At 69.3% G+C, this 26936-nt stretch carries 28 protein-coding genes; 8 read left to right on the top strand and 20 right to left on the bottom strand.

From position 1 onward, the window contains the following. Positions 1-4: 4 nt before the first annotated feature. From WDLP6_RS03190 to WDLP6_RS03200, 3 genes are all read right to left on the bottom strand, one after another. A complete protein-coding gene (locus WDLP6_RS03190) occupies positions 5-493 on the bottom strand; it encodes a tripartite tricarboxylate transporter TctB family protein (protein ID WP_162591175.1) in 489 nt (162 codons plus the stop codon). A 183-nt stretch (positions 494-676) separates the two neighbouring features. Beyond that, a complete protein-coding gene (locus WDLP6_RS03195) occupies positions 677-1096 on the bottom strand; it encodes an RNA recognition motif domain-containing protein (RefSeq protein ID WP_162591176.1) in 420 nt (139 codons plus the stop codon). Between the two features lie 230 nt (positions 1097-1326). Beyond that, positions 1327-1542, bottom strand: coding sequence for a DUF3820 family protein (locus tag WDLP6_RS03200; protein ID WP_162565753.1), 216 nt, complete (start codon positions 1540-1542; stop codon positions 1327-1329). 37 nt (positions 1543-1579) lie between these two features. Here WDLP6_RS03200 and WDLP6_RS03205 point away from each other — a divergent pair, with 37 nt between their 5' ends. Next, positions 1580-2809 (top strand): DEAD/DEAH box helicase, encoded by a 1230-nt coding sequence (locus WDLP6_RS03205; RefSeq protein WP_162591177.1) that lies wholly within the window; start codon positions 1580-1582, stop codon positions 2807-2809. A gap of 14 nt (positions 2810-2823) precedes the next feature. On the opposite strand, the gene WDLP6_RS03210 is transcribed toward WDLP6_RS03205, so the two are convergent. The 4 genes from WDLP6_RS03210 to WDLP6_RS03225 are packed head-to-tail and all read right to left on the bottom strand — an operon-like array spanning position 2824 to position 6719. Then, on the bottom strand, positions 2824-4035 hold the full coding sequence (locus tag WDLP6_RS03210; RefSeq protein ID WP_162591178.1) for a low temperature requirement protein A: 1212 nt from the start codon (positions 4033-4035) through the stop codon (positions 2824-2826). 12 nt (positions 4036-4047) lie between these two features. Then, positions 4048-4857 (bottom strand): ABC transporter permease, encoded by an 810-nt coding sequence (locus WDLP6_RS03215; protein WP_162591179.1) that lies wholly within the window; start codon positions 4855-4857, stop codon positions 4048-4050. Position 4858: 1 nt separating this feature from the next. After that, on the bottom strand, positions 4859-5803 hold the full coding sequence (locus tag WDLP6_RS03220) for an ATP-binding cassette domain-containing protein (protein ID WP_162565757.1): 945 nt from the start codon (positions 5801-5803) through the stop codon (positions 4859-4861). A 25-nt stretch (positions 5804-5828) separates the two neighbouring features. Further along, positions 5829-6719 carry a LysR family transcriptional regulator gene (locus tag WDLP6_RS03225; protein ID WP_162591180.1) on the bottom strand — a complete coding sequence of 297 codons (891 nt, stop codon included), beginning with the start codon at positions 6717-6719 and terminating at the stop codon, positions 5829-5831. A 109-nt stretch (positions 6720-6828) separates the two neighbouring features. Here WDLP6_RS03225 and WDLP6_RS03230 point away from each other — a divergent pair, with 109 nt between their 5' ends. Both WDLP6_RS03230 and WDLP6_RS03235 read left to right on the top strand, forming a co-directional pair. Then, positions 6829-7473 carry a glutathione S-transferase family protein gene (locus WDLP6_RS03230; protein ID WP_162591181.1) on the top strand — a complete coding sequence of 215 codons (645 nt, stop codon included), beginning with the start codon at positions 6829-6831 and terminating at the stop codon, positions 7471-7473. After that, on the top strand, positions 7470-8444 hold the full coding sequence (locus WDLP6_RS03235) for a pyridoxamine 5'-phosphate oxidase family protein (protein WP_162591182.1): 975 nt from the start codon (positions 7470-7472) through the stop codon (positions 8442-8444). Before WDLP6_RS03230 ends, WDLP6_RS03235 begins: the two co-directional genes overlap by 4 nt. A gap of 22 nt (positions 8445-8466) precedes the next feature. Here the strand turns inward: WDLP6_RS03235 and WDLP6_RS03240 are convergent, their stop codons facing one another. Further along, positions 8467-9618, bottom strand: a complete 1152-nt coding sequence (locus tag WDLP6_RS03240) for a cytochrome P450 (RefSeq protein ID WP_162591183.1) — start codon at positions 9616-9618, stop codon at positions 8467-8469. Between the two features lie 51 nt (positions 9619-9669). On the opposite strand from WDLP6_RS03240, the gene WDLP6_RS03245 reads away from it, so the two are divergent. Beyond that, entirely contained in the window at positions 9670-10362 is a 693-nt protein-coding gene (locus WDLP6_RS03245) for an ArsR/SmtB family transcription factor (RefSeq protein WP_162591184.1), read from the top strand. Positions 10363-10374: 12 nt separating this feature from the next. On the opposite strand, the gene WDLP6_RS03250 is transcribed toward WDLP6_RS03245, so the two are convergent. From WDLP6_RS03250 to WDLP6_RS03275, 6 genes are read right to left on the bottom strand one after another with little or no spacing between them, the layout of a single operon-like run. Continuing rightward, on the bottom strand, positions 10375-11892 hold the full coding sequence (locus WDLP6_RS03250) for an AMP nucleosidase (RefSeq protein WP_162565763.1): 1518 nt from the start codon (positions 11890-11892) through the stop codon (positions 10375-10377). 49 nt (positions 11893-11941) lie between these two features. After that, on the bottom strand, positions 11942-12490 hold the full coding sequence (locus tag WDLP6_RS03255) for a TIGR00725 family protein (protein WP_162565764.1): 549 nt from the start codon (positions 12488-12490) through the stop codon (positions 11942-11944). Next, on the bottom strand, positions 12441-13262 hold the full coding sequence (locus WDLP6_RS03260) for an ABC transporter permease (protein WP_162591185.1): 822 nt from the start codon (positions 13260-13262) through the stop codon (positions 12441-12443). The genes WDLP6_RS03255 and WDLP6_RS03260 overlap by 50 nt, the downstream gene beginning before the upstream one ends. 6 nt (positions 13263-13268) lie before the next feature. Further along, positions 13269-14348 carry an extracellular solute-binding protein gene (locus WDLP6_RS03265; protein ID WP_162591186.1) on the bottom strand — a complete coding sequence of 360 codons (1080 nt, stop codon included), beginning with the start codon at positions 14346-14348 and terminating at the stop codon, positions 13269-13271. 37 nt (positions 14349-14385) lie between these two features. Next, positions 14386-15414, bottom strand: coding sequence for an ABC transporter ATP-binding protein (locus WDLP6_RS03270; RefSeq protein WP_162591187.1), 1029 nt, complete (start codon positions 15412-15414; stop codon positions 14386-14388). Positions 15415-15472: 58 nt separating this feature from the next. Further along, positions 15473-16237: an ABC transporter permease gene (locus WDLP6_RS03275; RefSeq protein WP_162591188.1), complete on the bottom strand. Its 765-nt coding sequence runs from the start codon at positions 16235-16237 to the stop codon at positions 15473-15475. Between the two features lie 184 nt (positions 16238-16421). Between WDLP6_RS03275 and WDLP6_RS03280 the strand changes: the two genes are divergently transcribed. Together WDLP6_RS03280 and WDLP6_RS03285 are read left to right on the top strand one after the other, a co-directional pair. Further along, on the top strand, positions 16422-17384 hold the full coding sequence (locus WDLP6_RS03280) for a LysR substrate-binding domain-containing protein (RefSeq protein WP_162565769.1): 963 nt from the start codon (positions 16422-16424) through the stop codon (positions 17382-17384). After that, positions 17381-18283, top strand: coding sequence for a ketopantoate reductase family protein (locus tag WDLP6_RS03285; protein ID WP_162591189.1), 903 nt, complete (start codon positions 17381-17383; stop codon positions 18281-18283). The genes WDLP6_RS03280 and WDLP6_RS03285 overlap by 4 nt, the downstream gene beginning before the upstream one ends. Before the next feature lie 21 nt (positions 18284-18304). Here the strand turns inward: WDLP6_RS03285 and gorA are convergent, their stop codons facing one another. From gorA to WDLP6_RS03300, 3 genes are read right to left on the bottom strand one after another with little or no spacing between them, the layout of a single operon-like run. Then, a complete protein-coding gene (gene gorA, locus WDLP6_RS03290; RefSeq protein ID WP_162591190.1) occupies positions 18305-19657 on the bottom strand; it encodes a glutathione-disulfide reductase in 1353 nt (450 codons plus the stop codon). Between the two features lie 56 nt (positions 19658-19713). Further along, positions 19714-21471, bottom strand: a complete 1758-nt coding sequence (locus WDLP6_RS03295; RefSeq protein ID WP_162591191.1) for a DUF6600 domain-containing protein — start codon at positions 21469-21471, stop codon at positions 19714-19716. 42 nt (positions 21472-21513) lie between these two features. Further along, positions 21514-22476, bottom strand: a complete 963-nt coding sequence (locus WDLP6_RS03300; RefSeq protein ID WP_162591192.1) for an extracellular catalytic domain type 1 short-chain-length polyhydroxyalkanoate depolymerase — start codon at positions 22474-22476, stop codon at positions 21514-21516. 99 nt (positions 22477-22575) lie between these two features. Here WDLP6_RS03300 and WDLP6_RS03305 point away from each other — a divergent pair, with 99 nt between their 5' ends. After that, positions 22576-22992, top strand: coding sequence for a rhodanese-like domain-containing protein (locus WDLP6_RS03305; RefSeq protein WP_162591193.1), 417 nt, complete (start codon positions 22576-22578; stop codon positions 22990-22992). 120 nt (positions 22993-23112) lie between these two features. Here the strand turns inward: WDLP6_RS03305 and lysM are convergent, their stop codons facing one another. After that, positions 23113-23586, bottom strand: a complete 474-nt coding sequence (lysM, locus tag WDLP6_RS03310; protein WP_162591194.1) for a peptidoglycan-binding protein LysM — start codon at positions 23584-23586, stop codon at positions 23113-23115. 123 nt (positions 23587-23709) lie between these two features. Here lysM and WDLP6_RS03315 point away from each other — a divergent pair, with 123 nt between their 5' ends. Beyond that, the gene (locus WDLP6_RS03315) at positions 23710-24483 is read left to right on the top strand and encodes a type III pantothenate kinase (RefSeq protein WP_162565776.1); all 774 of its coding nucleotides are present in this window, start codon (positions 23710-23712) and stop codon (positions 24481-24483) included. Here WDLP6_RS03315 and WDLP6_RS03320 read toward each other — a convergent pair. Both WDLP6_RS03320 and argE read right to left on the bottom strand, forming a co-directional pair. Further along, positions 24480-25652 carry a DUF445 domain-containing protein gene (locus WDLP6_RS03320; RefSeq protein WP_232076948.1) on the bottom strand — a complete coding sequence of 391 codons (1173 nt, stop codon included), beginning with the start codon at positions 25650-25652 and terminating at the stop codon, positions 24480-24482. The genes WDLP6_RS03315 and WDLP6_RS03320 overlap by 4 nt on opposite strands. A 47-nt stretch (positions 25653-25699) precedes the next feature. Continuing rightward, positions 25700-26908, bottom strand: a complete 1209-nt coding sequence (argE, locus tag WDLP6_RS03325; RefSeq protein WP_162591195.1) for an acetylornithine deacetylase — start codon at positions 26906-26908, stop codon at positions 25700-25702. Positions 26909-26936: the final 28 nt, after the last annotated feature.

The raw sequence follows: 26936 nt of genomic DNA on the forward strand, positions 1-26936 counted from the left end.
CTCCTCAACCCGTGATGAAGGTCGGCCAGACCTGGATCTGCAGCTTGAGCGCCCAGATGAAGGCCACGTAGCTGCCTGCTGCCAGGATGGTCGCGAGCACCAGCACGTCGCGCAGCTTGAACTGCTCACCGGCCAGGCTCGAGATGAGGGTCAGTGCGTAGATCGCGAGGATCATCCCCATGGCCGGCAGGCCGATGCTCGGCAATCCGCCGAGCAGCACGCCGAACGCGAGGTTGGCGCCGAGCACGAAGGCCAGCGGCCTCCAGGCCCATTTGCCGATCTTTCCGCCGTCGAGGGCCTCGACCACCAGCCCCTGGAACATGATCGCCGCGCCGAGGATCGCCAGCAGGATCCCCAGCATGAGCGGAAAGTAACCGGGCCCCATGCGGGCGCCGTCCCCGATGTTGTAGGTGGTGGCGCCGACGGCGAAGGCGCCCCCGACCGCAGCGAACATGACTCCTGAAAAGAAGTCGGCCTGACTCTTGATGCGCATTGTCTCGCTCCTCGTTGTAGTGGCATCGAGGGTCGTCGCCTGAGACTGACTGGTTGCTGACCAGGACTGTACGGACTTCCACGTACCAGGGGGCCGTGCCCCATGAGGAAAGGCGCCCGAGGGAGCCGGTTCAGCCAAAGAAAAAGGCTCCCGAAGGAGCCTTGTGCTGGATGCCGGAAGGGCTTAGTAGCCGCCGCGGCCACCGCCGCCGCCGCCGTAGCCGCCACCGCCGCTGCGATTGCCGCCACCACCGCCGCCGCCGCCGTAACCACCGCCGCCGCCGCCACCACCGTAGCCGCCGCCACCGCCGCTGCGGCCACCACCACCACCGCCGAAGCCGCCGGGCGAACGGGGCTCCATCGGACGGGCTTCATTGACGGTCAGGCTGCGGCCGTCGAGCGATTGGCCGTTCAGGCCTTCGATGGCAGCGAGTGCTTCCGCATCGGTGCCCATTTCGACGAAGCCGAAGCCCTTGGAGCGACCGCTGTCGCGTTCCATCATGACCTTGGCGCTGGCGACCGAGCCGTAAGCGGCGAAAGCCTGCTCCAGATCGTTGTCGCGCACGGAGTAAGCGAGGTTGCCTACGTAGAGTTTCTTGCCCATGGAGGGACTCCTAATCAAACCAAAAAAACAAAGCGATGGAGTCCCAGTATCACAACAAACTAAACAGGCGCTGTGGCGCGAAACTGACCGATCACCGGATCGCGAACCAGGCAGCAGGGCCGCTGGATCGCTCCGGCATTGTCGTTCACTATTTGACTTTTGGGTGAAATGCTTTGATTTTTAGGCAGACCGGGCCGAAATGAGGCGGAAAAGCGTCACTGGCGGCCCGTTCAGCGCCTCTTGCGAAGCGGCTCCAGCAGCCCCTTGAGCCCGTTGTGGTCGATCTCGTGCATCAGCGCCAGCAGGCGGCCGATCTCTCCCTCGGGGAAGCCCTCGCGGGCAAACCAGTTCAGGTAGTTGCCGGGCAGGTCGGCGATCAGCCGGCCCTTGTATTTGCCGAAGGGCATCTCGCGGGTCAGCAGACGTTCGAGGTCATCGGGGTTCATGCTGGCTATGCTCCTTCATCTTCGCGATCTTCATTCCATGCCATTCCATTCCCTGGGCCTCGACCCCGCCCTGGTGCGCGCCGCCACCGACAAAGGCTATGCCGCGCCCACGGCCATCCAGGCCGAAGCCATCCCCGCGATTCTGCAGGGCCGCGATCTGCTCGGCGCAGCGCAGACCGGCTCGGGCAAGACGGCGGCCTTCGCGCTGCCGCTGCTGCAACGCGTGGCGGCCGGGGGCCGGCACGCGCCGCGCCGGCTGCGTGCGCTGATCCTCGTGCCCACGCGTGAACTCGCGGCGCAGGTCGGCGAGTCGATGCGCGGTCTCGCGCAGCACCTGACGGCGCCGCCCAGGATCGCGGTCGCCTTCGGCGGCGTCTCCATCAATCCGCAGATGATGGCGCTGCGCGGCGGCGCGGACATCATGGTCGCCACGCCGGGCCGCCTGCTGGACCTGATCGACCATCGCGCAGTGCGGCTGGACGCGGTGGACATGCTGGTGCTGGACGAGGCCGACCGCCTGTTCGACCTCGGCTTTGCCGACGAACTCGGGCGCGTCCTCGCGCTGCTTCCCGCGCGGCGGCAGAACCTGCTGTTCTCGGCGACCTTCCCGCCGGCGATCCAGTCCTTCGCCGAGGCCTTGCTGCACGACCCCGTGCGGGTCGAGGTGCAGTCCGAAGCGGCCGGGCAACCCGACATCGCCCAGCGCGCGATCGAGGTCGATCCCGGACGCCGCACGCAGCTGCTGCGCCATCTGGTCCGGGACGAGGGCTGGGCGCGGGTGCTGGTCTTCGTCGCCACCAAGCATGCGGCCGAGATCGTGGCCGACAAGCTGCGCAAGGCCGACATCCATGCCGAGCCCTTTCACGGCCTGCTCAGCCAGGGCAAGCGCACGCAGGTGCTCGCCGACTTCAAGGCCTCGCGCGTGCAGGTGGTGATCGCCACCGACCTCGCTGCGCGCGGCATCGACGTCGTGCAGCTGCCGGCGGTGGTGAACTACGACCTCGCGCGCTCGGCGGTCGACCATGTGCACCGCATCGGCCGCACCGGGCGGGCCGGGGAGCGCGGTGTCGCCGTCAGCTTCGTCAGCGGCGCGACCGACGCGCATTTCAGGTTGATCGAGAAACGCCAGGGCCTGAACGTGCCGCGCGAGCAGGTGCCGGGCTTCGAGCCCGTCGAGGCCGCGCCGCCCGCCGACAAGGGCACGGGCGGCATCAAGGGCAAGCGTCCGAGCAAGAAGGACAAGCTGCGCGCCGCGGCCGCGCGCTGAACCCCGGCCCGGGCTCAGGCCTTGCGCGCGTGCGACGCGTTGCGGCGGACCGCACCCGATCGCGCGCGCAGCGTGTCCCACGCAGCCACGCCGAGCATCACGAGCGTGGTCAGCCCGTTCAGCGTGAGCAGATCGATCCGGGCAACGAGCGCCAGCAGCGCCGCGGCGACGGCCACGCCGGCGACGTGCGAAGCAGGGAAGGACCCATACACGATGCGCCGGTAGATGCCGTTGCCCAACAGGTAGGCGACCGGCGCGCCGAGCATCACGATGATGCCCGGCAGATCCAGATGGCCATGCGGATGCGCGATCACGAGCTCGTTGCCCACCGCGGTGACGATGATGCCGCCGACGATCAGCACGTGGACGTAGTGGAAATAGGCGCCCATGCGGCCCGGATCGTCCGAATGCGCGATCGCGTGGCTGCCGTCCTCGCTGCCGGCGTCGAAGTAGAGCCACCACATCGCGAGGCTGCCCGCGAAGGCGATCAGGAAGGCGAGCGTCGAGAGGCTGGTCAAGGTCTGCGTCCTGGCGAAGGTGTCGCCGATCAGCAGGATCGATTCGCCCAGCGCCACGATCACGAACAGCTGGCAACGCTCGGCCAGGTGGCCGCCCTCGATGGTCCAGTCGGCGGTGCGCGAGCGTCCCAGACCCGGCAGCCGGAAGCCGAACATCGGCGACACGTACTCGCAGGCCACCGCGACGGCCCAGCAGGCCATGCGGGTACCGCCCGCCGTCGCGGCGCCGGCGATCCAGAACACCGCTGCGATGCAATTCCACCCGAGGATGCGCGCGAAGTTCGCCGCCAGCGCATGGCGTTCGCGCCGCAGCAGCAGCCAGACGCAGGCCGAGCGCCCGACCTGGATCGCGACGAAGGCGACCGCGAACACCACGCCGCGCTCGGCGAACGCGCCCGGAATGGCCGCCGACATCACCAGCCCCGCCAGCATGACGCCGAACAGCAGCAACCGGATCGGTGCCGAGCGCGGGTCGAACCAGTTCGTCACCCAGCAGGTGTATTGCCAACCCAGCCAGACCGCGAACCAGAGCAGCAGCGTCTGCAGCGCGCCGAGCGGCGTCAGGTGGCCGAGCAGGTAGTGGGACAGCTGGGTGACCGCGAAGACATAGACCAGATCGAAGAACAGCTCTTCGTAGGTGACTCTGGCCTCGGCGCCGTCGCGCTGCCGCAAGGCTGCGGGTTCGGCCACCTTCGACGGGTCATGCATGCAGGTTCTCCCTCAAGCCCGAAAGCGCTTGCGCGTGAGCCCCAGCGCGATCCAGAACGCGACCACGGTGTAGGCCACCAGCACGAGCGCATGGCGTTCCCAGTCGCCGGGCCAGCGGTCCATGAACAAGGGCCGCACCAGCGCCACCGCGTTCGCCAGCGGCAGCCAGTCCGCGATCCGCCGCACCACCGTGGGCAACTGCTCGAGCGGAAAGAACACGCCCGACAGGAACATCATCGGCGTCATGAACAGCGTGAAGTAGTAGGTGAAGAAATCGTAGCCCTTCGCCAGCGCGTTGAAGATCAGCGCGATGCACGAGAAGGTGATGCCCACGCCCACCAGCACGAACCAGGCGACGAACAGCTTCGGGCTGTGGCTGATGTTCAGCGCCAGCATCACGAACAGGATGGCCGTGGTCGTGAAGATCGCCTTGAAGCCGGCCCACAGCATCTCGGCCAGCACCACGTCGTCCAGTCCCACCGGCGCGTTCATGATGCCGTCCCAGGTCTTCTGCACATGCATGCGCGAGAAGGCCGAATAGAGCGCCTCGAACGACGCTGCGTTCATCGCGCTCATGCACACCGAGCCGCTGGCCAGGAACAGGATGTAGGGCACGCTGATGCCGTCGACCTCGATCCGGCCGACCAGCGCGCCCATGCCGTAGCCGAAGGCCACCAGCCAGATCAGCGGCTCGGCGATGTTGCCGATCAGGCTCGGGATCGCGAGCTTGCGCCACACCAGCAGGTTGCGCAGGAACACCGGCCACCAGCGCATCGAGAGCTCGGGCGGGCGCCAGACCGAGGGGCCAGGAGTGGGCGTCATGCTATCCGTCCTCTCGTATCTGCCGGCCCGTCAATTTGAGGAACAGGTCTTCCAGGTTGGCCGGTCGGTGGAAGGTGCGCAGCCCGGCGTGGCCGGCCAGCGCCTCCATCAGCCCGCGCGCATCCTGCGTGTAGAAGAACACCGTCTCGCCGCTGACCTCGACCCGTGCCGCGTACTGCCTGAGTGGCGATTCGGCCAGCGCGAGCGCGCCGTTGCCGTACACCTCGACCACGTCGGGCTCGAGGTGCTCGGCGATCAGGTCGCGCGGCCGGCCCTCGGCGATCTTGCGGCCGTGGTCCAGCACCAGCAGGCGTGAACACAGCCGCTCGGCCTCGTCCATGAAGTGCGTCGTCAGCAGGATCGACTTGCCCTGCTGCAGCAGCAGTTGCAGCCGCTCCCACATCAGGTGCCGCGCCTGCGGATCGAGGCCGGTGGTCGGCTCGTCCAGCATCAGCAGCTTCGGATCGTTGACCAGCGCCCGCGCGAGCGACAGCCGCCGGCGCATGCCGCCCGAGAGCTCGCCGGGCTTCGCATCGGCCTTGTGCGTCAGCGCCGCGAAGTCGAGCAGATAGGGAATGCGCGGCGCGATCTCCGCGCGGCGCATGCCGAAGTAGCGTGCGTAGACCCTGAGGTTCTCGGCGCAGCTGAAGTCGGGATCGAGCGTGTCGAACTGGCTGACCACGCCGAGCTGCGCCTTGATCGCGCGCGCGTCGCGCGGCATCGACAGCCCGCCGAGCGCTTCGATCGTGCCGCTGTCGGGCGTGGTGAGGCCCAGGCACATGCGGATGGTGGTGGTCTTGCCCGCGCCGTTGGGGCCGATCACGCCGAGGCATTCGCCGGGTGCGATCTCGAAGGAGAGGTCGTCGACCACGAGGGTCGATCCGTAGTGCTTGCGCAGATGGCTGGCGTGGAAGAGGGGCGTCGGCACCGGGGCATTGTGGCCCATGCGCTGCAGATCCTGCCCGTGACGCTCAGAGCCGCAGCCCCGTGAACTCCGCCTTCATCCATTCGATGAACGCACGCGCGCGCGCCGGCAGCAGCCGTGCATGGGGATAGATCACGCTCACCGGCCGCGGCGGCGGCTCGAAGTCTTCGAGCACGATCGCGAGCCGGCCTTGCGCCACCATCGGCAGTACCTGGTACGAGAAGAAGTTGCCGAAGCCCAGCCCCGCCGCGCAGGCTTCGACCGCGGGTGCAATGTGGTTGAAGTCGATGTTGCCCCGGGCCGCGATCTTCAGCGGCCGGCCCTGTTCGCGAAAGGCCCAGTGCGCCGAACTGCCGGGCTGCAGGCACACGCAGTTGGCGTCCAGCAGTTCGCGCGGATGCGCCGGCGTGCCGTGCTGCTTCAGATACGCCGGGCTCGCGACCACCACGCGGCGGATGCTGCCCAGCGTCTGCGCGACCAGTGACGAGTCCTCCAGTGCGCTGATGCGGATGCCGACATCGATGCCTTCCTCCAGGAGGTTGACCGTGCGGTCGTGCAGCAGCACGCTGCAACGCACCTTGTGGTGACGCTGGAGAAAACGCACGATGGCGGGCGCGACGTACATGTGCCCGAAAAGCACGGGCGCCGTGACCGTGAGCCGGCCCGCCGGCTCGGCCGCCTCGACCGCGAGCGCGCGATCGGCGGCGTCGGCCGCGGCCAGCACCTCGCGTGCGCTGTCCAGGTAGTGCCGGCCTTCCTCGGTCAGCGAGATGCGGCGCGTGGTGCGGTGGAACAGCCGCACGCCGAGGTGCGCCTCCAGCGCCGCCAGCGCACGCACCACGGCCGGCAGCGAACTGTCGAGCACGTCGGCCGCGCGGGTCAGGCTGCCCTGCTCGGCGATCTGTATGAAGGTGTGCATGGCCTTGAGGCGGTCCATGGCGTGATTAAACCGGAAATCGGAGCAGTCAAATACGACTGATGCCATTACTTCGAAAGATGGAGCAACACAGAATCGACTCCCACAGCCACACCTCCGGAGAAACCCCATGACAGCCGCTCGCCCCGCACAGCCCATCAAGGTCTACGGCTCGTCCGTGTCCGGCCATTCGCACCGGGTGCGGCTTTTTCTTTCGCTGCTCGGCTTGCCCTTCGAGACCATCGAGGTCGACCTGCGCGCCGGTGCACAGCGCACGCCCGAGTTCCTGCGTCGCAACACGTTCGGCCAGGTGCCGGTGATCGAGGATGGCGAAGTGACCCTGCCGGATTCCAATGCGATCCTGGCCTATCTCAACGAGCGCTATGCGCCCGACCCGGCGCGCTGGATGCCGCGCGATCCGCTCGGCGCGGCGCGCGTGCAGCGTTGGCTCTCGGTCGCGGCCGGACAGCTGGCGTCCGGGCCTTCGGTGGCGCGCGTGATCGTGATGTTCGGTCTGCACCGGGAACCGGCCGAGGCGATCGCGCGCTCGCACGACCTGCTGCGCGTGATGGAGTCCGAGCTGGCCGGGCGGCCCTTCCTCGCCGGCCGGCAATCGACGCTGGCCGACATCGCCAACTACAGCTACGTCGCGCATGCGCCCGAAGGCAATGTCTCGCTCGACGCCTATCCGCAGGTGCGCGCTTGGCTGGCGCGCATCGAGGCGCTGCCGGGCTTCGTGCCGATGGCACCGCAGCGGATCGGGCTGGCCGCATGAACGCGCCGGAACGCGTGCCGTGGCACGAGGGCGAGCGCGCCCTGCAGAATCTCGCCGGCGTCGGCGAGCGGATGGCGGAGCTCGGACCGCGCGTACTGCGCGACCACATGCCCGAACAGCATCGGCTCTTCTTCCCGCAACTGCCCTTTTTGGTGGCGGGGAGCATCGATGACCGGCATCAACCCTGGGCCAGCGTGCTGGCCGCGCCACCCGGCTTCGTGCATTCGCCCGATCCGCAGCATCTGCGCGTCGACGCGCGGCCGCTTGCCGGCGATCCGCTGGCTGCGGCCCTCGTCCCGGGCGCATCGATCGGCCTGCTCGGCATCGAGCCGCACACGCGCCGCCGCAACCGCATGAACGGCGTGATCGACGTGGTCGATGCAGAAGGCTTCTCGGTCGAGGTGCGGCAAAGCTTCGGCAACTGCCCCCGGTACATCCAGGCGCGGGAGGCTGTCTTCGTGCCGTGCGACGCCGCGCCAAAGGTCGTGCAGCTCGGCGGTCGGCTGGACGCGAATGCGAGGCGGATGGTGACCCATGCAGACACCTTCTTCATCGCCACTGCCTACCCGTCGGTGGCCGGCTCGGGCGTCGACGGCGAGCCGTCGCATGGCGTCGACGTGTCGCATCGCGGTGGCCGGCCCGGTTTCGTGGGACTGAGCGGCGAGGGCACGCTGACGGTGCCGGACTTCGACGGCAATCTCTTCTTCAACACGCTCGGCAATATCGTCGTGCATCCGCGCGCGGGCCTGCTGTTCATCGACTTCGAGACCGGCGACCTGCTGCAAGTCGCAGTCAGCGCCGAAGTCATCTGGAACGGACCCGAGGTGGACGCCTTCGAGGGCGCGCGCCGGCTGCTTCGGATGCAGGTGCTGGCGGCGCGGCGCATGCCGGCTGCGTTGCCGCTGCGCTGGGGGCGCGCGCAGATGTCGCCGCATCTGGAGGCGACCGGGCGCTGGGCGCAGGCGGCCTGACCGGGCCCGCGCGTCGCGGCCCTCAGCGGAAGACGGGAATGCGGACGTTTGCCGAAGGCCGGTAGTCCCAGCCGCGGTCCATCAGCATGTCGATGTCGAGTCCGTCGGCCAGGAGGGCTTGTACGCCAGCCGCCGCAAGGGTGCAGGCCAGGGCCTGGCCGGGGCACGCGTGCGGGCCATGGCCGAAGCCCAGCATCCGGCGCTCGGCGCGCAGCAACTCGAAGGTCGCGGGCGCCGGGTTGAGCGAGGGATCGCGATTCGCCGCGGCGAGCACCACCAGCACGGCGTCGCCGGGCGCGAGCGGCGTGTCGGCGAGGACCGTCGGCTCGGCCACGAAGCGGCGCGTGTTGTGGACCGAAGGATCGTGCCGCGCGACCTCGTCCACCAGCGGCTGCAGCAGTTCGGCGCGCGACCCGATCTTGCGGCGCAGCCCAGGCTCGCGGGTCAGTGCGATCAGGCTGTTGCCGAGCAGGCCTGCCGTGGCTTCGCAGGTCTGCGACAGCAGGCCGACCAGATTGGCCAGCGTCACACGGGACCCATCGCCCGGCACTTCGGCCTGCACCGCGGCGAGCAGGCTGGCGCCGGTTGCCGGCTGAGCGCTGACCAGCTGTTCGAAGCGCATCATCAGCGCGGCAGCGGCCTCGCTCGCGGCCTGCAGCTGCGGCACGCTCGACAGCGCGGAAAGGCAGGCGACGAAGTCGCGCATCCAGTCCGTCACGCGCAGCAGCATGTCGTCGGCGAACCCGAGCAGGTGCGCGACGGCGCAGACGGGCATGGCAAAGCAGAGATCCGACACCGGCGCAGCAGGCAGCCCGGCCGCAATCTTCAGCGCCGCCGCGTGCACGGCCTGCCGGTCGAGCCCGGCCAGTGCGCGCTGCAGCGGCGGCCGGTGCGCCACGTGTGGCGCGCCGTCGTTCATCCGCACCAGATGGCCGAATACTTCGCCGGCCGGCGTGCCCGCGATGGCGCGCGGCACCGCCTCGGCCGGCGGGCGCACGCGCAGTGCTTCGCACGCGAGCACCTCGCACACGACCTCGGCGCGGCTCGCGACCCACAACCGAAGGTGCTCGTCGAAGACCAGCGGCGGCCCGTTGCGCAGGGCCGCATACCAGGGATAGGGATTCGGATGCGTGACGGCGGCGATCACGTCGGCGGGCGAGGCGGGCGGTTTCATGCCTGCAGTGTGCCGCTTCCTTTGCGTTCACACTTCGTTTAGCATCGAAGTATGGATGCAATCACTGCCGACACCCACCTCGCGCGCCTGGCCGGCGCCATCGCCGAGCCGGCGCGCGCGCGCATGCTGTGCTGCCTGCTCGACGGCCATGCGCGCACGGCGACCGAGCTGGCGGCCGTGGCCGAGGTCGCCGCCTCGACCGCGAGCGCGCATCTGGCAAGGCTCAGGGAGCAGCGGCTGGTCGAATCGGTCGCGCAAGGCAAGCACCGCTACTTCCGCCTCGCCAGCCCCGAGGTCGGCGCCGCGCTCGAAGGCCTGCTGGTGGTGGCCGGTGCGCCGCGCGGCGAATTCAAGCCCACCGCGCCGAGCCGCCTGCGCGCGGCGCGCACCTGCTACGACCACATCGCCGGCATGGCCGGCGTCGCGCTGCACGACCGGCTGCATGCACAGGGCTGGCTGCAGCAGAAGGCCGAGGACGGCGATTACGAACTCACGCCCGACGGTGCGGTCGCGCTCGAAAGCCTGGGCATCGATGTCGACGGTGCGCGCGGTTCGCGCCGCCGCTTTGCCTGCGCCTGTCTCGACTGGAGCGAGCGGCGTGCGCACCTGGGCGGCGCGCTCGGCGCGGCCTGGCTGCAGCTGTCGCTGCGGCGCGGCTGGGTGCGGCAGGAACTCGATGGCCGCGCATTGACGCTCACGCCCAAGGCGCAGCGCGAAATGCCGGAACTCTTCGAATCGAACTGAGCGCTTCGCCGGCTACTGGAACGCCACTTCGGCAAAGCTGCGCAGCTTGCGGCTGTGCAGCCGGCTCGTGCCTTCGCTGCGCAGCACGTCGATCGCGGCCATGCCGATGCGCAGGTGCTGCTCGACGCGCTCGCGGTAGAACTGGTTGGCCATGCCGGGCAGCTTGATCTCGCCGTGCAGCGGCTTGTCGCTCACGCACAGCAGGGTGCCGTAGGGCACGCGAAAGCGAAAGCCGTTGGCGGCGATGGTGGCGCTTTCCATGTCGAGCGCCACGGCGCGGCTCTGGCTGAAGCGGCGCTGCGGCCGGTTGCCGGGCAAGAGCTCCCAGTTGCGGTTGTCGGTGCTCGCGACGGTGCCGGTGCGCATGATCTTCTTGAGCTCGGGCCCCTCGGTGCCGGTGACCTGCGCCACCGCCTTCTCGAGCGCGAGCTGGATCTCCGACAGCGCCGGGATCGGCACCCACAGCGGCAGCTCCTCGTCGAGCACGTGGTCCTCGCGCACATAGGCATGCGCGAGCACGTAGTCGCCCAGCTGCTGCCCCTGCCGCAGGCCGGCGCAATGGCCGAGCATCATCCACGCATGCGGGCGCAGCACCGCGACGTGGTCGGTGATGGTCTTGGCATTGGCCGGGCCGACGCCGATGTTGACCATCGTGATGCCGCTGCAATCCTCGCGCACCAGGTGGTAGGCCGGCATCTGCGGCAGCCGCGGCGGCGGCGTGCCCTGCGTGCCGTCGAGCAGGGCACCGAAGGTCTTGCTCGACCCCGCGGCCAGTCCGCGCCGGCGGGTGATCACGTTGCCGGGCTGGATGAAGGCGACGTATTCGCTGTGCGCGTCGGTCATCGCCTCGAGGCCGAGCCGCACGAACTCGTCGATGTAGAACTGGTAGTTGGTGAACAGCACGAAGTTCTGGAACCACTCGGGCGCGGTGCCGGTGTAGTGGCGCAGCCGGTGCAGCGAGTAGTCGACGCGCGCGCCGGTGAAGAGGGCGAGCGGCTGCGCCTCCCCGGGCCGCGCCTCGAAGGTGCCGTTGGCAATGCCGTCGTCCATCGCGCCGAGGTCGGGCAGGTCGAACACGTCGCGCATCAGTGCGCGGCGCTCGGCACTCATGTTGCCTTCGATGTGGTCGTTCTCGGCGAAGGAGAAGTGGATCGGGATCGGCTGCGTGCTGGTGCCGATCTCGAGCTCGACCTGGTGGTTCTCGAGCAAGAGCCGGAACTGCTCGCGATAGTAGCGGCTGAACAGGTCGGGCCGCGTGAGCGTCGTCTCGAAGCGCCCCGGCCCCGACACGAAGCCGTAGCTCAGGCCCGCGTTGGCCACCGGCGTGCGGCGCGAGACCGTGTGCGTGTGCACGCGAACGAAGGGATAACAGGCCCGCACCCGCCCCGTGAGGCTGTCCCCCGCCACGAAGCGCAGCATCGCCTCGCGCAGGTGCTGCAGGCCGCCGTCGTAGATGAGTCGCACCTGTTCGAACGCGGCGTCGGGATCGGTGAAGCGGGCGGGGGCGACGAAGGCGGGCATGTAGGGCATGCCGTCATTGTGCAATGCGGCTGTGTCGGCCACGTTGTCGCTGCGGGACTCAGGCGAGCAGGCAGTCCAGCACCTTGGCGAGCATGTCGTTCACGTCGGCAGTCTGCACCGCGCCCGGCAGCGCCACATCCCCATGCATCACGAAGACCGGCTTGCCCCACTTGAGTCCCATGGCCATCTCCGACAACGTGCCCATGTTGCCGCCGATGGCAAGCAGGCATACGCCACTGCGCGCGATGATCGCGTTGCGCATTTCGCCCATGCCGGTGGGAATGGCCACGCTGAGCCAGTCGTTGGCGTTGCGGTCATCCTCTTCGGGCAGGATGCCCACGGCAATGCCGCCGGCCGCGGTGGCGCCGCGCGAGGCTGCGGCCATCACGCCGCCGCGCCCGCCGCAGATCACCGCCATGCCTGCACCGGCCAGTGCATGCGCCACGGCGTAGGCCGCTTCGCATTCGGCCGGGCCGCCGTCGCCCGGGCCGAGGATGGCCACGGGCTGGCGGTGGCGGGCCGGCCCCCGTTGTTTCTGCGCGAGGCGCGTCAGCGCCTCAGTGACCGGTGCCGACAGCACCGCGCTCGCGCCTTCGCGTAACGACATCGCCCACTCCCATCACGATCACACACGCCACCATCAGCACCAGCGACAAGGCCGCCGCCACCGAGAAATCGGAACCACCGTCGCCCAGCTGCGCGAGCAGCATCAGCGGCAGGATGTTGAGTTGCGTGCCCACCAGTGCCAGTGCCGTGCCATAGGTGCCCATCGCGATCGCCGCCACCATGCAGGCGCTCGACAGCACCGAGGGCATGACCTCGGGCACCACCGTGTCCCGGAAGGCCCGTGCACGCGAAGCACCCAGCGTGCGCGCCGCCTGCGCCGGGCGCAGGTCGAGGTTCGCGAACACGGGGTACAGCGACAGCGCCACGCGCGGAATCAGGTAGTAGGCATAGGCGCAACCCAGGCCCGACACGCTGTAGATCCAGCTGCCGATGACCGCCGGGTCGGCGCCCAGGCCCGCGAGCAGCTGCGTCACGAAGCCCGCGCGCCCGAAGGCCAGGATGAATCCGTAGGCGATCACCAACCCCGAGAAGGCCAGCGGCAGGCCCAGCAGGGTCATCATCCACTGGTGCCGGCCTTCGGGCTGGCGCGCGAGTTCGATGGCGATGCAGGTGCCCACCAGCGCCGAGATCGCGCCCGCCGCCAGGCCCAGGCCCAGCGTGTTGCGCAGCGCGCCCAGGAACAGCGGATTGCCGAACAGCCGCCCGAAGGCGCTGCCACCCTCGGCAAAGGCCTCGGGCAGCAGGGCCGCCAGCGGCACCGCGAAGAACAGCGCCATGAAGGCCCATGCGGGCCAGGCGCCAAAGCGTCGCATGGCGGCTTACTTTCCCAGCGCGGCCTGCGCCCAGAGCTTGTCCACGTCGGCCTTGCGCTCCGAGGCTTTCACCACGTCGAGCGGACGGATCTGCGGTGCGGCCGGCATCTTCGCTGCGACATCGGCACTGAGCGGCGTGCCCGGCACGGCCGGACGCACGAAGCCCTGCGCGAACAGCGACTGGCCGGCCTCGCTCATGGTGAAGTTGAGCCACAGCTTGCCTGCGTTCGGGTTCGGCCCGTTCTTCACCAGGCTGATCGCATACGGCGCGGCCACGCTGGCTTCCTTCGGAATCACGACTTCGACCGCATCGCCCATGCCGTCGACGTACTTGGCCTTGAGGCCGTCGTTCTCGTAGCTGATCCACACCGGGATCTCGCCCTTGAGGAACTTGGCATACGGCGTGGTGCCTTCCACCCGCAGCACGTTGCCGGCCGCATGCAGCTTGCCGAGGTAGTCGGTGCCGGGCTGCACGTTGTCGACGCTGCCGCCGTTGGCGTAGGCCGCGGCGAAGGCCAGCACCTGGCCGATGCCGGTGGAGCGCGGGTCGAGGTAGACCACCGTGCTCTTGAACTCGGGCTTGAGCAGGTCGGCCCAGCTCGTGGGCACGTTCTTCACCAGCTTCTTGTTGACCAGGAAGGCGATGTTCAGCGTGTGGATGGTGAACCAGCGGCCTTCGGCCTCACGGAACACGGGCGGCAGCTTGTCGAAGTTGACGGGCTTGAAGGGTGCGACCACGTCCTTCTTCGCGGCATCGACGCCCGAGGCGGCGAAGTAGTAGGCCGTGTCGGCCTGCGGGCGGCGCTTGGTCTTCTCCAGCGCGACCACGGTGGCGGCGGAGCCGATGTCGTTGTAGGTCAGCTCGATCTCGGGGTAGCGCTTCTTGAAGTCGCGGAACAGCGACTTCCAGTTGGCCCATTCGGGACCGGTGTCGAAGGAGACGCACAGCCCTTCCTTCTGCGCCTCGGCGTACAGCGCCTTCTCGCCCGCATAGAGCTCGGGGCCGTCGAAGGCGAAGGCGGTGCGGACCGCGAGCGTGGCCAGCGGCAGTGCGCCGGCGGCCTGGATCAGATGTCTGCGTTGCATGGTGGCTCCTTGGAGAGACAGGACGAAAGGGGCCGGCTCAGTGGTCGAGCAGGCGAAGGTGTTCGGGGGCGATGGCAATGGCCTCGGCAGCCGGCGCAGCCGACTCGGCGAGGAAGGCCTTGGGGGCGCCAGCCACTTCGAAGTCGTAGCGCGTGAGCGCACCCAGGTAGCGCTGCGCGCCGGTGCGGCCCGCGAGGCGGTTCACGCTGTCGGGCGCGGGGTCGGGCCGGATGTGTTCGGGACGCACCAGCAGATGCACCGCGGTCCCGGACGGGCGGCTGCCGGTGGCGGCGAAAAGCTCGGCAAAGCCCAGGTCCAGCCGACCCGGCGCGGCCACCTTCGCGGGCAGGATCGTCGAGAGCCCGACGAACTCCGCCACCGCACGGCTCGCGGGGTTCTCGTAGATGTCGCGCGGCGTGGCAATCTGCAGCAGCCGGCCGTCCTTGAGCATCGCCACCCGGTCGGCCATCACGAGCGCTTCTTCCTGGTCGTGGGTGACCAGCAAGGTGGTCGCGTTGAAGCGCTGCTGGATCGCGCGGATCTGGTCGCGCAGGTGGCCGCGCACGCCGGCGTCGAGCGCCGAGAGCGGTTCGTCGAGCAGCAGCGCGCGCGGGTCGATGGCGAGCGCGCGGGCCAGGGCCACGCGCTGCTGCTGGCCGCCCGAGAGCTGAGCGACCGCGCGCTGGGCGTATTCACCCAGCCCCACGATGTCGAGCAACTCCTGCGCGCGGCGGCGTCTTTCGGTCGTGGCCACCTTGCGCAACTTGAGCCCGTAGGCCACGTTGTCCAGCACGCTCAGGTGCGGAAACAGCGCATAGCTCTGGAACACCATGCCGATGTGCCGCTCGTGCACCGGCGTGCGGGACATGTCTTCGCCGCCGAGCGCAATGCGGCCGGTGTGACCCGTCTCCAGGCCCGACACCAGCTTGAGCATGGTCGACTTGCCCGAGCCGCTCGGCCCGATCACCGCCACCAGCTCGCCGGTGCGCACATCGAGCGATACATCGTGCAGGCCGTGCGAGCTGCCCGGGTAGTTGTAGCTGACGTTGTCGAAAAGGAGGCTCATGGATGGGTAACCTTCGCGCTGCGCGCTGCGGTGTTCGCCTTGGGAGCGGCCCGGCGGCTCACGGCTGCTTCACCAGAGAGGAAGAAAGAAGGGCCGACGCGCTCGCCAGCACGAGAAGGATGACGGTCGCCGCGCAGGCAAAACCCGTCGCGCCATAGAAGGCCTGCAACAGCACCACCGGGTAGGTGCGATTCTGGAAACTCGTGAGCAGGTTCGACAGCCCGAACTCGCCCACCGAAATGGCCGCCACCATCACCAGCCCGCTGATCAGGCTCTGCCGCAGGCTCGGCAGCACGATGCCGGTGAACTGCTGCCAGCCCGAGGCACCGAGCGTCGCGGCCGCCTGTTCGAGCCGCCCGAGGTTCAGATGGCGCAGATCGGCCAGCAGCGTGTTGGTGAGGTAGGGCAGCGTGAGGATCGCGTGCGCCGCGATCAGCAGCGGCATCGAACCCAGCCAGGGCGTGAGGTCGGTGTTGAACGCGATCATGTAGCCGAAGGCCAGCGTGATGGTCGGCACCGCGACCGGCGTGGCGCTCACGACGCGTGCGGCCAGGCTGCCGCCGCGCCGGGCGCCGTGGTACAGCGCGTAGGCCAGGGGCAGTGCGAGCACCGTGTTGATCACGCAGGCCGACAGGGCCACCGCGAGGCTGCTCGCGAACGCCTTGCGAAACGAGGTGTCGAGCCACAGGTCGAGGTACCACTGTCCGGTGACGCCCGTGGGCAGCAGCGTGTTGGTCCAGTTGCCGCCGAAGCTGCCGATCAGCAGCAGGGCGATCGGCAGCAGCAGGTACAGGCCGTAGATGAGCGAGATGCCGCGAACCAAGTTTGTCTCCAAAAGTCTTGTGCAATCGGCATACTTTCCGGATGCTCTACTTTTTGCGCACGGCCAGCCGCCGCTTGCCGGGAATTCTAGGAAGCAACAGCGAACGCATGGGTGAAAGTTGGATGACGACGCTTGAGCAATCAGACAGTGTTTTTCACGACGCTTTCATCCATCGGAGCCCTGCATGAAGCGCGACTGCCCCACCATCCAGGAACTGCTGGCCTTCGACGCCGTGGCGCGCCACCAGAGCATCACGCTCGCGGCCGGCGCCCTGTGCATCACCGTGAGCGCGGTCAGCAAGCAGATCGCGGGGCTCGAAGCCTTCCTGGGCCGCGAGCTGCTGCAGAAGAACGGCCGCGGCGTGCAGCTCACGTCGCAGGGGCGCGTGTACTGGCAGAAGATCTCGGGCGGTCTGCGCGCCATCGAGACCGCGAGCTTCGAGGCGCGCTCGGGCGATGCCGGCGCCGGTCTGCTCACGCTCGCGAGCGTGCCCACCTTCCTCACCAAGTGGCTGATTCCGCGCCTGCCGGCCTTCAGCCAGAAGAGCCGCCATGTGATGCTGAGCTTCAGCCGCCACCTGGAGCCGAACGACGGCATTCCGGCCGGCGTCGATGCCGCGATCCGTTACGGCCCCGACGGTTGGCCGGGCGTGGTCTCCGAATACATCGCAGGGCGCGAGTTCGTGCTGATCGCGGCGCGCGCGCTGGTCGAAGGGCGCCATCGCATCGCGCAGCCGGCCGATATCGCGGGCCGCACGCTGTTGCATCACGAGGGTGCGCCGATGGCCTGGCGGCAATGGGCGGCGCAGCACGGCGTGCCCGAAGTCAAGACCATGGCGGGGCCGCGCTTCGCTCAATATTCGGCGCTGATCCAGGCGGCGCTCAACGGCCTGGGCATCGGGCTGGTGCCCAGGCTGCTGGTGCAGGAAGAGCTGGCCGAAGGCGCGCTGATCAGCCCCTGCGGCACGCCGGTCAGCGTGGACCAGGGGCACTACCTCTGCTACCGGCCGGACCGGCTCGACCTGCCGGCCTTCGTGGCCTTTCGCGAATGGCTGATGGACGAGGGGCTGAAGTCGCGGGGGCGCAAGCGTGAAGTGCCGGTCGCCGTCAGCCTCGAAAACCGAACAACCAGGGAAGTGCATCGATGAAAGTCGCAGTCATGGGCGCCGGCGCAGTCGGCTGCTACTACGGCGCCATGCTGGCGCGCGCGGGTCACGAGGTGGTGCTGATCGGCCGGCCCCTGCATGTGGAGGCTGTTCGTGCGAACGGGCTGCGGCTGGAGACGAAGGCTTTCGACGAACACCTGCGGCTCGATGCGAGCACCGAGCCGAGCGCGGTGCAGGGCGCCGACCTCGTGCTGTTCTGCGTCAAGTCCACGGACAGCGAATCGGCCGCAGCGCAGATCAAGCCGCATCTCTCACCCGGTGCGCTGGTGCTCGTCTTGCAGAACGGCGTCGACAACGACGAGCGCGTGCGTTCGGTGTTGACCGCCAACGCGGTGATTGCGGCCGTGGTCTATGTGGCCACCGAAATGGCCGGTCCGGGCCACGTGAAGCACCACGGCCGCGGTGAGCTGGTGATTGCGTCGTCCCACGCCAGCGAGACGATCGCACGGCATCTGGTCGCCGCGGGCGTGCCCGCGCAGATGTCCGACAACGTGCGCGGTTCGCTCTGGGCCAAGCTGATCCTGAATTGCGCGTACAACGCGTTGTCGGCCGTGTCGCAGCTGCCTTACGGCGTGCTCGTGAAGGGCGTGGGCGTGAGCGATGTGATCCGCGACGTGGTCGCCGAATGCCTGGCCGTCGCGAAGGCCGAAGGCATCGTCATTCCGAGCGACATCGATGCGGCCGTGCGCGGCATTGCGCAGTCCATGCCGTCGCAGTACTCATCGACCGCGCAAGACCTCGCACGCGGCAAGCTCAGCGAGATCGACCACCTCAACGGCCTGGTCGTGCGGCGCGGCGAGGCGCTCGGCGTGCCCACGCCCGCGAACCGCGTGCTGTTCGTGATGGTCAAGCTGCTCGAAGGCAAGCAGCAAACGCGCTGATCAGCCTGTTGGCGAGCCTGTTCACGGCATCGGCTCGCGCATCGTCACGAACTCCTCCGCCACCGTCGGATGAATCCCGATGGTGCTGTCGAACATCGCCTTGGTCGCGCTCGCGCGCATCGCGACCGCGAAGCCCTGCACGATCTCGCCCGCATCCGGGCCGACCATGTGCAGGCCGACCACGCGGTCGCTGGCTTTGTCGACCACCAGCTTCATGAAGGTGCGCTCCCCGCTGCCCGAGAGCGTGTGCCGCAGCGCGCGGAATTCGCTCGAGTGGAGCGTGACCTCGCCGAACTTCATGCGTGCCGCGGCCTCGGTGTAGCCGCAGGTGCCGATGTTCGGATGCGTGAAGACGGCGGTCGGCGTGAATTCGTAGTCGAGCTGGCGCCGGCCCTTGCCGAACAGGGTGTCGACCACCACCATCGCCTCGGCCAGCGCGACCGGCGTGAGCTGCTGGCGGGTCGACACATCGCCCACCGCGTAGACCGAAGGCACCGAGCTGCGGTAGTGCGCATCGACCGCCACGCGGCCCTTCGCGTCCAGCGTCACGCCCGCTGCTTCGAGGCCGAGCCCCTGGGTGTTGGGTACGCGCCCGGTGGCATAGAGCACGGTGTCGACCTCGACGCGCTGGCCGCGCGACAGCATCGCGCACAGGCCGTCCTTCTGCCGCGTGATCATGTTGATCTCGGTGTTGAAGCGGATGTCGATACCGGTGCGTGTCATCTCCTTGGCGAGGAAATGGCGCACATCATCGTCGAAGCCGTTCAACAGATGCGCACCGCGGCACAGATGCGTGACCTGCGCGCCGAGGCCATTGAAGATCGATGCGAATTCGCAGGCGATGTAGCCCGCGCCGACCACCGCAAGCCGCTTCGGAAAGGGATCGAGGTCGAACATCGCGTCCGAGACGACCACGTGCTCACGGCCGCTGAGCTCGGGCACGAAGGGCATGCCGCCGGTGGCGATCAGCACGTGGCGCGCCGTGTAGCGCTTGTCGTCGACCTGCACCGTGTGCGGATCGGCCAGCTGCGCCCAGCCTTGAATGAGGGTCACGCCCACGCCGTCGAGCAGGCCGCGGTAGATGCCGTTGAGCCGTCGGATCTCGCGCGCGCGGTTCGCCTTCAGCGTGGCCCAGTCAAAACGCGGTTCGCCGATGGACCAGCCGAAGCCCGCCGCTTCCTCGAAGGCTTCGGCATAGCCGGCCGCGTAGCTGTAGAGCTTCTTGGGGATGCAGCCGACGTTGACGCAGGTGCCGCCGAGCTCGGCGCACTCGGCCAGCGCGACGCGCGCGCCGCGCTGGGCCGCCATGCGCGCGGCGCGGACACCGCCGCTGCCGCCGCCGATCACGAAGAGGTCGAAGTCGAATGTGCGCATGGATGCTCCTTGGCACCGACTGTACCGGCGCCGCGGGCCCGCGCGCTCGTGGAGGGCTACGAGCCGCCCGGTTCGCGGCCCTGTGCGCCGTTCTGGAAACGGGTGTCGCCGGGTCGACGTTGCTGTTGTTGTTGCTGCTGAGGTTCGCGCGGTTGCGGCGGTTGCTGGGGCGGTGCAAGGCCGGGCGGCAGGCGAAGCGTGTTCTGCCGCTGCAGCTGTTGCATCTGCTGGGCCTGCTGCATCTGCTGCTGCGCGCGCAGGGCTTGTTGCTGCTGCAGCTGGATCTGCTGAGCCTGCTGTTGCTGAAGCTGCATTTGCCGAGCCTGCATCTGCGCCGCCTGCTGCTGCAATTCCTGCTGTTGCCGCATCGCTTCGCGTGGCTGAAGCTGTGGCGGCCGCGGCGCAGGCGGCAGCCGCAGCGGGCCAGGCGGCGGGCCGCCGCTCTGCAGCGTCCGGCCCTGCGCGATGCCCGGCGGCAGCGCGCCGGCCGGACGGCCGGGGGCGCCCGTGCCGCGCTCGCCGCGCAGCGGAACCGGCGGCGCCGTGGCCGCCGCGATGGCCGGCACGCGCGCATCCGGCAGCCGGAGGATGTCGCGGCGCGTGATCGGCGCGCGGCCGAACAGGTCCAACGGCACGATCGTGACCGCGCCCGGTGCGCGCTGGTTCGCGAACTCGGCATTGCGCGCCGCGGCCTGGCGGTTCGCGGCGAGCGAGCGGTTGGCCTCGTCGATGTAGCGTTGGCTGGCCCGAAAGCCCGGCTGCCAGGCTTCGCCCGGCGCGAGCGGGAACCAGCCCACGCCATTGCGGCCGCCGCCGATCGACAGGGCAGCACCGGCACCCCCGATGAAGCCCACCAGCGCCGGCGCATACACCGGCCGCGCGTTCGGGCGGCCCGGCACCCAGCACCAGCGCCGGCCGATGCGCGCCCAGCGTCCGTAGTGGAAGGGCGCGAACCCCCAGGGCGCCGCGTCGACCCAGGTCCAGCCCCAGGGCGCGACGTCGACCCATTGGCCGTCCTGGTAGGGCGCCCAGTCGGCGTCGACGTCGCGCGGATACCAGACCTCGCCGTAGTCCGGATCGCTTTGCCAGTCGCCGTGGTTGTCGAGCTGCTGGTAGCCGGCCACTTCGCGCGAGACGTAGCGGGCCGAGACCGACTGGTCCTCGAGCCGGCTGCGCTCGGCCACCCAGCGCTCGAAGGCGTCGGCGCCGGCCTGCACCGGCGTGCCGCTCACGGCCGCGAGATGGCGGCCCGACACGGTCAGCTGCTGGCGGCCGCCGAGCTGCAGGGATTCGCCGCCTTCTCCGTACAGCGTCGCGTTGCCCGAGGCGACCGCGACGTGGGTGATGTCCGAGTCCGGATCGGCATCGATGCGCAGGTCGGCCGCTGCGTCGATCACCACGGCGAGGTTGCCGGTGTCGATCTCGAAGCGTCGGCCCGCGAGATCGTCGCGCACCCGCGCGGCCACACTGCCCTGCAGCGCGGTGAGGCGCGCGGTGTCGTCGCTCAGCTCGGAGAGCGCGAGTTCGGTCTGGTCGTCGAGCCGGACCGCGGTGGATCCGATGTACAGCTCGGCGCGCGCGCCGCGGTCGGTCCAGAGCCGGTCGCCGGTGGTGAGCGGCCGGTTGGGCGCGGCGTCGTACCAGCTGTCGTCGCCGGCCGGCGAGAAGCTCACCGTGCCCTGGTGGAAATTCAGCTGGGCGACGCGGCCGGGCGGATCCTGCTGCGCCAAGGCCTGCAGGCCGGTGAAGAGCAGCGCGAGCCCGAGCAGCCATGCCGTGCGCGGTCGCGGCTTCGAAGCGAGAGGGTGATGCATCGACGGATCCTTCCTGTCTGCGGATGCAACGCGCGAGTCGGCCTATCGGTCTTTGTCGGCGCGCTTCGGCATCGGATGCGCGAGGAAGAAGCGCAGCATCTCGGCGCTCGCGTCCGGCCCGGCCGGATCGGTGAACGAGCCCGCGGCACTGCCGCCGGCCCAGGCGTGGCCCGCGCCGTGCAGCAGCCACGCTTCGACATCGATGCGGCCGCGGGCATCGGCATATTGGCGGCGGGTGAAGGCCTGGCCCTGCGGCGAACGGCCTTCGCTCTGCTGCGGCACCGCCGCGCCGCCCTCGCGCTGTGCGAGCGCGGCCGCCACCACGCGCTCGCCGTTGAGGGGATGCACCGTGCCATCGGCATCGCCGTGGAAAACGATGGTCGGCGGCGCCGGGCCGACGGCCGGGGCGTCGGCCGGCGCTGCGGCCGGCCCGTCCTTCATCACGGCGAGCGCGGACATCAGGTCGTGCGCCGCGCCGGCCGTCAGGCCCGAATGCACGCCGACCGCGGCGAAGAGCTCGGGGTGCGTGCGCCCGAGGATGTCGGCCATCGCGCCGCCCGCCGACAGGCCGGCCACGTAGACGCGGCCGGGGTCGGCCGCGTGCAGGTCGATGACCTCCCGCGTGAGTGCCGCCAGCAGGGCGGGTTCGCCGCGATCCGCGCGCTGGTGCTGGGTGATGAACCAGTTCCAGCATTTGCCGGCGTTGGCGCGCGGCGACTGCGCCGGATACAGGACCAGGAAGCCGCGCTCGGCGGCCAGCCGGTTCATCCCGGTGCCGGTGGCGAAGTCCTCGGGGTTCTGGGTGCAGCCGTGCAGCATCACCACCAGAGGCCGCGGCGTGCCCGTGCCTCGCGCCGGCACGAACAGCTTGTAGGCGATGGCGCGGCCTTGCTGCGAGAAGGTGCCGTCGGTCCATTGGTCCGGGCCGAGCGGCGGCGCGGCGCGTCCGAGGCCGGACAGCAGGCGGCGGATCGCGCGGCCCAGGCGTTCAAGAAATGAATTCATCGCAGGCGTGGGAAGGGTGGAGAGGCGGGGAGGGTTTCATGAAGGGCCGAGAATCGGCAGTCTCAATGAACGCAAGGATCCATCAGGATGGGAATCGCCATGACAACGCAGAATTCGAAGCCGGCCCAAGGTTATGCCGGCGACGTGACGCCCGAGCAGGCCGCCGAGTGGATGCACAGCGGCCAGGCGGTGCTGGTCGACGTGCGCAGCGACGCGGAGCGCGAATGGGTCGGCTATGTGCCGGGCGCGGTCGCGCTCGCATGGAAGCAATGGCCGGGCATGGCGCCGAACGCCGGCTTCGACGAGGGCATTCGCGCCGCCGTGCCGGCAGGCAAGAAGGCCGTGCTGCTGTGCCGCAGCGGCGTGCGCTCGATCGCCGCCGCGAAGCGCGCCACCGAGCTGGGCATCGAGGCCTACAACATCCTCGAAGGCTTCGAGGGCGACGCCGATGCAGAGGGCCATCGTGGCCGCAAAGGCGGCTGGCGCCTCCGAGGTCTCCCCTGGAAACAAAGCTAACCCCCAGGCTTCGCGCACTGCGTGTCGCTTCGCCAACCCCCTTGCAGGGGGCAACACCTGCGGCCCGGCGAAGCCGGTTCCGCGGTGTTCCACGAAAGGGGCGAATGGTGGCCCGTGTGCTTACGTGCCCAGTGGAGGTATGCGCAGCTTCTGGCCGGGGTAGATCTTGTCGGGGCTGGTGAGCATCGGCTTGTTGGCCTCGAAGATCGCGTTGTACTTGTTGGCATCGCCGTAGTACTGCTTCGAGATCGCCGACAGGGTGTCGCCCCGGACCACGTCGTGGTACTGCGCCGGAGCGGCCTCGGGTGCCGTCAGGTTGTTGTCGACCTGCGTCACGTTGTGCACGTTGCCCGCGGCGAGCGAAGCCTTCTCGCTCGCTTCCTGCGAAGGCGCCTGGCCCGAGAGCGTCACCACGCCGGTCGCGGCGGCATAGGCCACCTCGAGGCCGGTCAGGCCGAGGTTCTGGGTTTCGATGTAGGTCTTGATGGCCGTGGCCGCCACCTGCTCCGCATTCGGACTCGGTTCCGCGGCCTGGGCGGTCGAGCCGCCGAACAGTTTTTCTCCCGCTTCCTTGATGAAACTCAGCAAACCCATGGTGTTCTCCTTGCGCCGTGGTTGAGGTTGAGCAGGCACTTTAACGTCTGAACATGACGGCTGCGCGCAGGCGGCTCTCCGATGTGCAAGCGCCCGTAAGCACAACTCGCAATAATCCCGCGCATGGCATTCCTCGCGATCGACATCGGCAACACCCGCCTCAAGTGGTCCCTCTACGACGCGGCGCGGCCGGGCGCCGTGCTGCAGGCGCACGGGGCCGAGTTCCTCGACCACATCGAGCGGCTGGCCGAAGGCCCCTGGGCCGACCTGCCCGCGCCGGCGTCCGTGCTGGGCTGCGTGGTGGCCGGCGATGCGGTGCGGCGCCGGGCGGAGGAACAGCTGGGCGAGCGCTTCGATTGCTCGCCGCAGTGGGTCGTCGCCAGCGCGGCCGAGGCCGGGATCGTCAACGGCTACGACCATCCGACGCGCCTGGGCGCCGACCGCTGGGTGGCGATGATCGGCGCGCGCCACCGCATGCTCCAGCAGGGGCCGGCGCGTCCGATGGTGGTGGTGATGATCGGCACCGCGGTCACCGTCGAGGCCGTGGACGCCGACGGCCGGTTCATGGGCGGCCTGATCCTGCCGGGCCACGGCATCATGCTGCGCGCGCTCGAATCGGGCACGGCCGGCCTGCATGTCCCGACCGGCGAGGTGCGGCCCTTTCCGACCAACACCAGCGATGCGCTGACCAGCGGCGGCACCTATGCGATTGCGGGCGCCGTCGAGCGCATGGTGCAGCACGTGCGGGCGCATTGCGCGGCGGAGCCGGCCTGCTACATGACCGGCGGCGCGGGCTGGAAGATGGCGCCCAGCATGAACGGCGATTTCGAACTCGTCGACGGCCTGATCATGGACGGCCTGCTGGTGATCGCCGAGCAGCGTTCGCTCGCCTCCTAGCCCTTCCAGACCTGGGTCAGGGCATGGATGCCCAGCCCCACCAGGCCGCCGACCAGCGTGCCGTTCACGCGGATGAACTGCAGGTCGCGCCCGATGTGGCGCTCCAGCTCGACCGTCATCTCGCCGGTGTTCCATTCGGCCACGCGCTCGACGATGTAGCGCCGGATGTCCTCGCGGTAGCGCTCGATCGCGCGCGGCGCGGCATCGACGATCTGCTCGTTGATCCAGCGCCGCATCGCGGGGTCCGCCTGCAGCCGTGCGCCCAGCGCGCCCGCCATCGCGACGATGCGCTGGCGGATGCTGGAATCGTCGCGGGCCAGATCGTCGTGCAGCCAGGCCAGCAGCTCGCTCCACAAGCCGTGCAGGTAGTCGCCGAGCGCCGGGTGCGATTGCAGCTCGTCGCGGATGGCCTCGCCGCGGCGCTGGAAATCCGGATCGGTCTTGAGGCGTTCGACGAAATCCGTCATGTAGCCATCGAAGCGCAGCCGCAGCGGATGCGCGGGCTCGGCCGCCAGCTCGGCGATGGTGCGCGCCGCCGCGGCGACGATCTTGCGCGTGGCCAGGCGTGCAGCGACCTGGTCGAGGCCGACGTAGCGCAGCGCCTTGATCTCACGCGCGATCGCGTCGGCGATCTGCGTCTGCACGTCGTCGCCTTCGACAACCTGCACGACCTGCGCCAGCACGTCGTCGAGCAGCGCCTGGTGGCGCCCGCCGGCCGTCAGCGCATCGAGCGCCTGGCCGGCCAGCTTCGCGACGTCGACCTGCGCCAGCCCCGCGCTCGCGATGCGGCCGAGGAAGTCGCGCACGCGCGCATCGTCGAAGGCGCCGAGGCCGTAGCGCGCTGCAGCCACCACGAGCTCGCCCAGCTTCGCCGCGCGCTCGGGCCGCGCGAGCCAGTCCGCCAGCCGCGCGGCGGGATCGAACTGCGCGAGCTTGGCCAGCACCTGCGGCGTGCTGAGGAAATTGTCGACGATGAAGCCCGCGAGCCTGGCGCCGATGCGGTCCTTGTTGGCCGGGATGATCGCGGTGTGCGGTATCGGCAGGCCGAGCGGATGGCGAAACAGCGCCACCACCGCGAACCAGTCGGCGATCGCGCCGACCATTGCCGCTTCGGCGAAGGCGGCGATGTAACCCCAGGCCGGGTGCCTGGCTTCGAGCGCCGCTGCCACCGCGTAGAGCAGCGCGGCGGCGCACAGCAGGCCCAGTGCGATCCGTTTCAGCGAATCTCCTTGGTCTTCGCAAGCTGCTGAAGGAACGTCTCGCAGCGTGCCAATTGCGCCAGCGTCACGAACTCGTCCGGCTGGTGTGCCTGCACGATGCTGCCCGGGCCGCAAACCACGGTCGGGATGCCCGCGCCCTTGAAGATACCGGCCTCGGTGCCGAAGGCGACCAGCGTGGTGCGCGGCTCGTCGGCCAGGCGCTGCGCGAGCCGCGTCACCGGGGCGCTGGCCGAGCCCAGGAAACTCGGCACCTCGCAGAGGGTCTCGAAGCTGAAGCCGGCATCGGGCGCGACCTTCTTCATGCCGGGCTCCATGCGGGCGGCATAGGCCGCGATCTCCTTTTGCATCAGCAGCGCATCGGCGGTGGGCAGGTTGCGGAATTCGTAGCGGAACTCGGCGTCGCGCGGCACCACGTTGTCGGCGATGCCGCCGTGGAACTGGCCGACGCTGGCAGTGCTGTAGGGCACGTCGAAGCCTTCGTAGCGCGGCTCGTCGCGCTCGAAGCCGTCGGCCATGTCGCGCAGCTTGCCGACCACGCGCGCGGCCATCTCGATGGCGTTGACCGACTGCGGCGTGAGCGACGAATGCGCCTCCTTGCCCCGCACGCAGCAGCGGTAGCGGTAGACGCCCTTGTGCGCGATCGCAGGCACCATGTGGGTCGGCTCGCCGATGATGCAGGCCAGCGGCTGGATGCGCTGGTCCTTCATGTCGGCGATCAGCTCGCGCACGCCGAAGCAGCCGACCTCCTCGTCGTAGCTGAAGGCGAAGTGCACCGCGAAGGGCGAGTCGCTTTCGATGAAGCGTTCGGCATTGGCCAGCGCGATCGCGATGAAGCTCTTCATGTCGGCCGCGCCGCGTCCGTAGAGCCGTGGCTCCACGGCAGTTGCTTCGTCGTCGTCGTTGTCCTGCGGCCAGTCCTGCACGATGGCCGAGAGCGGGTCGACGCTCCAGTCCTGGCCGTCCCACGGCACGGTGTCGGTGTGGCCCGAGAGAATCACGCCGGCCGGCTTGCCGGCGCCGAGCGTGGCGAACAGGTTGGCCTTGGTGCGGTCGGCGTTGTAGGTGAGCCGGCTTCGGATGCCCAGCCCGGCGAGGTGGTCGCGCGCGAAGTCGATCAGCTCGAGGTTGCTGTTCGCGCTGACGGTGTTCATGCGCACCAGGGTCTGCGCGAATTCGAGGCTGCGGGCTGAAAGCGGATGGGCCATAAAACCATCTTGGCACACCCCAAAGCTC

This window comes from Variovorax sp. PBL-E5 (genome assembly GCF_901827185.1).
In the GTDB taxonomy this organism is placed as follows: Bacteria; Pseudomonadota; Gammaproteobacteria; order Burkholderiales; family Burkholderiaceae_C; genus Variovorax.

Excerpts from the sequence above, each read along its gene's own strand:
- WDLP6_RS03265 (WP_162591186.1), bottom strand. The coding sequence starts at position 14,348 with ATGCAACGCAGACATCTGATCCAGGCCGCCGGCGCACTGCCGCTGGCC.
- WDLP6_RS03235 (WP_162591182.1), top strand. The coding sequence starts at position 7,470 with ATGAACGCGCCGGAACGCGTGCCGTGGCACGAGGGCGAGCGCGCCCTG.
- argE (WP_162591195.1), bottom strand. The coding sequence starts at position 26,908 with ATGGCCCATCCGCTTTCAGCCCGCAGCCTCGAATTCGCGCAGACCCTG.
- WDLP6_RS03285 (WP_162591189.1), top strand. The coding sequence starts at position 17,381 with ATGAAAGTCGCAGTCATGGGCGCCGGCGCAGTCGGCTGCTACTACGGC.
- WDLP6_RS03190 (WP_162591175.1), bottom strand. The coding sequence starts at position 493 with ATGCGCATCAAGAGTCAGGCCGACTTCTTTTCAGGAGTCATGTTCGCT.
- WDLP6_RS03270 (WP_162591187.1), bottom strand. The coding sequence starts at position 15,414 with ATGAGCCTCCTTTTCGACAACGTCAGCTACAACTACCCGGGCAGCTCG.
- WDLP6_RS03295 (WP_162591191.1), bottom strand. The coding sequence starts at position 21,471 with ATGCATCACCCTCTCGCTTCGAAGCCGCGACCGCGCACGGCATGGCTG.
- WDLP6_RS03280 (WP_162565769.1), top strand. The coding sequence starts at position 16,422 with ATGAAGCGCGACTGCCCCACCATCCAGGAACTGCTGGCCTTCGACGCC.
- WDLP6_RS03220 (WP_162565757.1), bottom strand. The coding sequence starts at position 5,803 with ATGGGCCACAATGCCCCGGTGCCGACGCCCCTCTTCCACGCCAGCCAT.
- WDLP6_RS03255 (WP_162565764.1), bottom strand. The coding sequence starts at position 12,490 with ATGTCGTTACGCGAAGGCGCGAGCGCGGTGCTGTCGGCACCGGTCACT.
- WDLP6_RS03305 (WP_162591193.1), top strand. The coding sequence starts at position 22,576 with ATGACAACGCAGAATTCGAAGCCGGCCCAAGGTTATGCCGGCGACGTG.
- WDLP6_RS03230 (WP_162591181.1), top strand. The coding sequence starts at position 6,829 with ATGACAGCCGCTCGCCCCGCACAGCCCATCAAGGTCTACGGCTCGTCC.
- WDLP6_RS03245 (WP_162591184.1), top strand. The coding sequence starts at position 9,670 with ATGGATGCAATCACTGCCGACACCCACCTCGCGCGCCTGGCCGGCGCC.
- WDLP6_RS03260 (WP_162591185.1), bottom strand. The coding sequence starts at position 13,262 with ATGCGACGCTTTGGCGCCTGGCCCGCATGGGCCTTCATGGCGCTGTTC.
- WDLP6_RS03200 (WP_162565753.1), bottom strand. The coding sequence starts at position 1,542 with ATGAACCCCGATGACCTCGAACGTCTGCTGACCCGCGAGATGCCCTTC.
- WDLP6_RS03315 (WP_162565776.1), top strand. The coding sequence starts at position 23,710 with ATGGCATTCCTCGCGATCGACATCGGCAACACCCGCCTCAAGTGGTCC.
- WDLP6_RS03300 (WP_162591192.1), bottom strand. The coding sequence starts at position 22,476 with ATGAATTCATTTCTTGAACGCCTGGGCCGCGCGATCCGCCGCCTGCTG.
- WDLP6_RS03240 (WP_162591183.1), bottom strand. The coding sequence starts at position 9,618 with ATGAAACCGCCCGCCTCGCCCGCCGACGTGATCGCCGCCGTCACGCAT.
- WDLP6_RS03210 (WP_162591178.1), bottom strand. The coding sequence starts at position 4,035 with ATGCATGACCCGTCGAAGGTGGCCGAACCCGCAGCCTTGCGGCAGCGC.
- WDLP6_RS03205 (WP_162591177.1), top strand. The coding sequence starts at position 1,580 with ATGCCATTCCATTCCCTGGGCCTCGACCCCGCCCTGGTGCGCGCCGCC.
- WDLP6_RS03225 (WP_162591180.1), bottom strand. The coding sequence starts at position 6,719 with ATGGACCGCCTCAAGGCCATGCACACCTTCATACAGATCGCCGAGCAG.
- lysM (WP_162591194.1), bottom strand. The coding sequence starts at position 23,586 with ATGGGTTTGCTGAGTTTCATCAAGGAAGCGGGAGAAAAACTGTTCGGC.
- WDLP6_RS03215 (WP_162591179.1), bottom strand. The coding sequence starts at position 4,857 with ATGACGCCCACTCCTGGCCCCTCGGTCTGGCGCCCGCCCGAGCTCTCG.
- WDLP6_RS03195 (WP_162591176.1), bottom strand. The coding sequence starts at position 1,096 with ATGGGCAAGAAACTCTACGTAGGCAACCTCGCTTACTCCGTGCGCGAC.
- gorA (WP_162591190.1), bottom strand. The coding sequence starts at position 19,657 with ATGCGCACATTCGACTTCGACCTCTTCGTGATCGGCGGCGGCAGCGGC.
- WDLP6_RS03250 (WP_162565763.1), bottom strand. The coding sequence starts at position 11,892 with ATGCCCTACATGCCCGCCTTCGTCGCCCCCGCCCGCTTCACCGATCCC.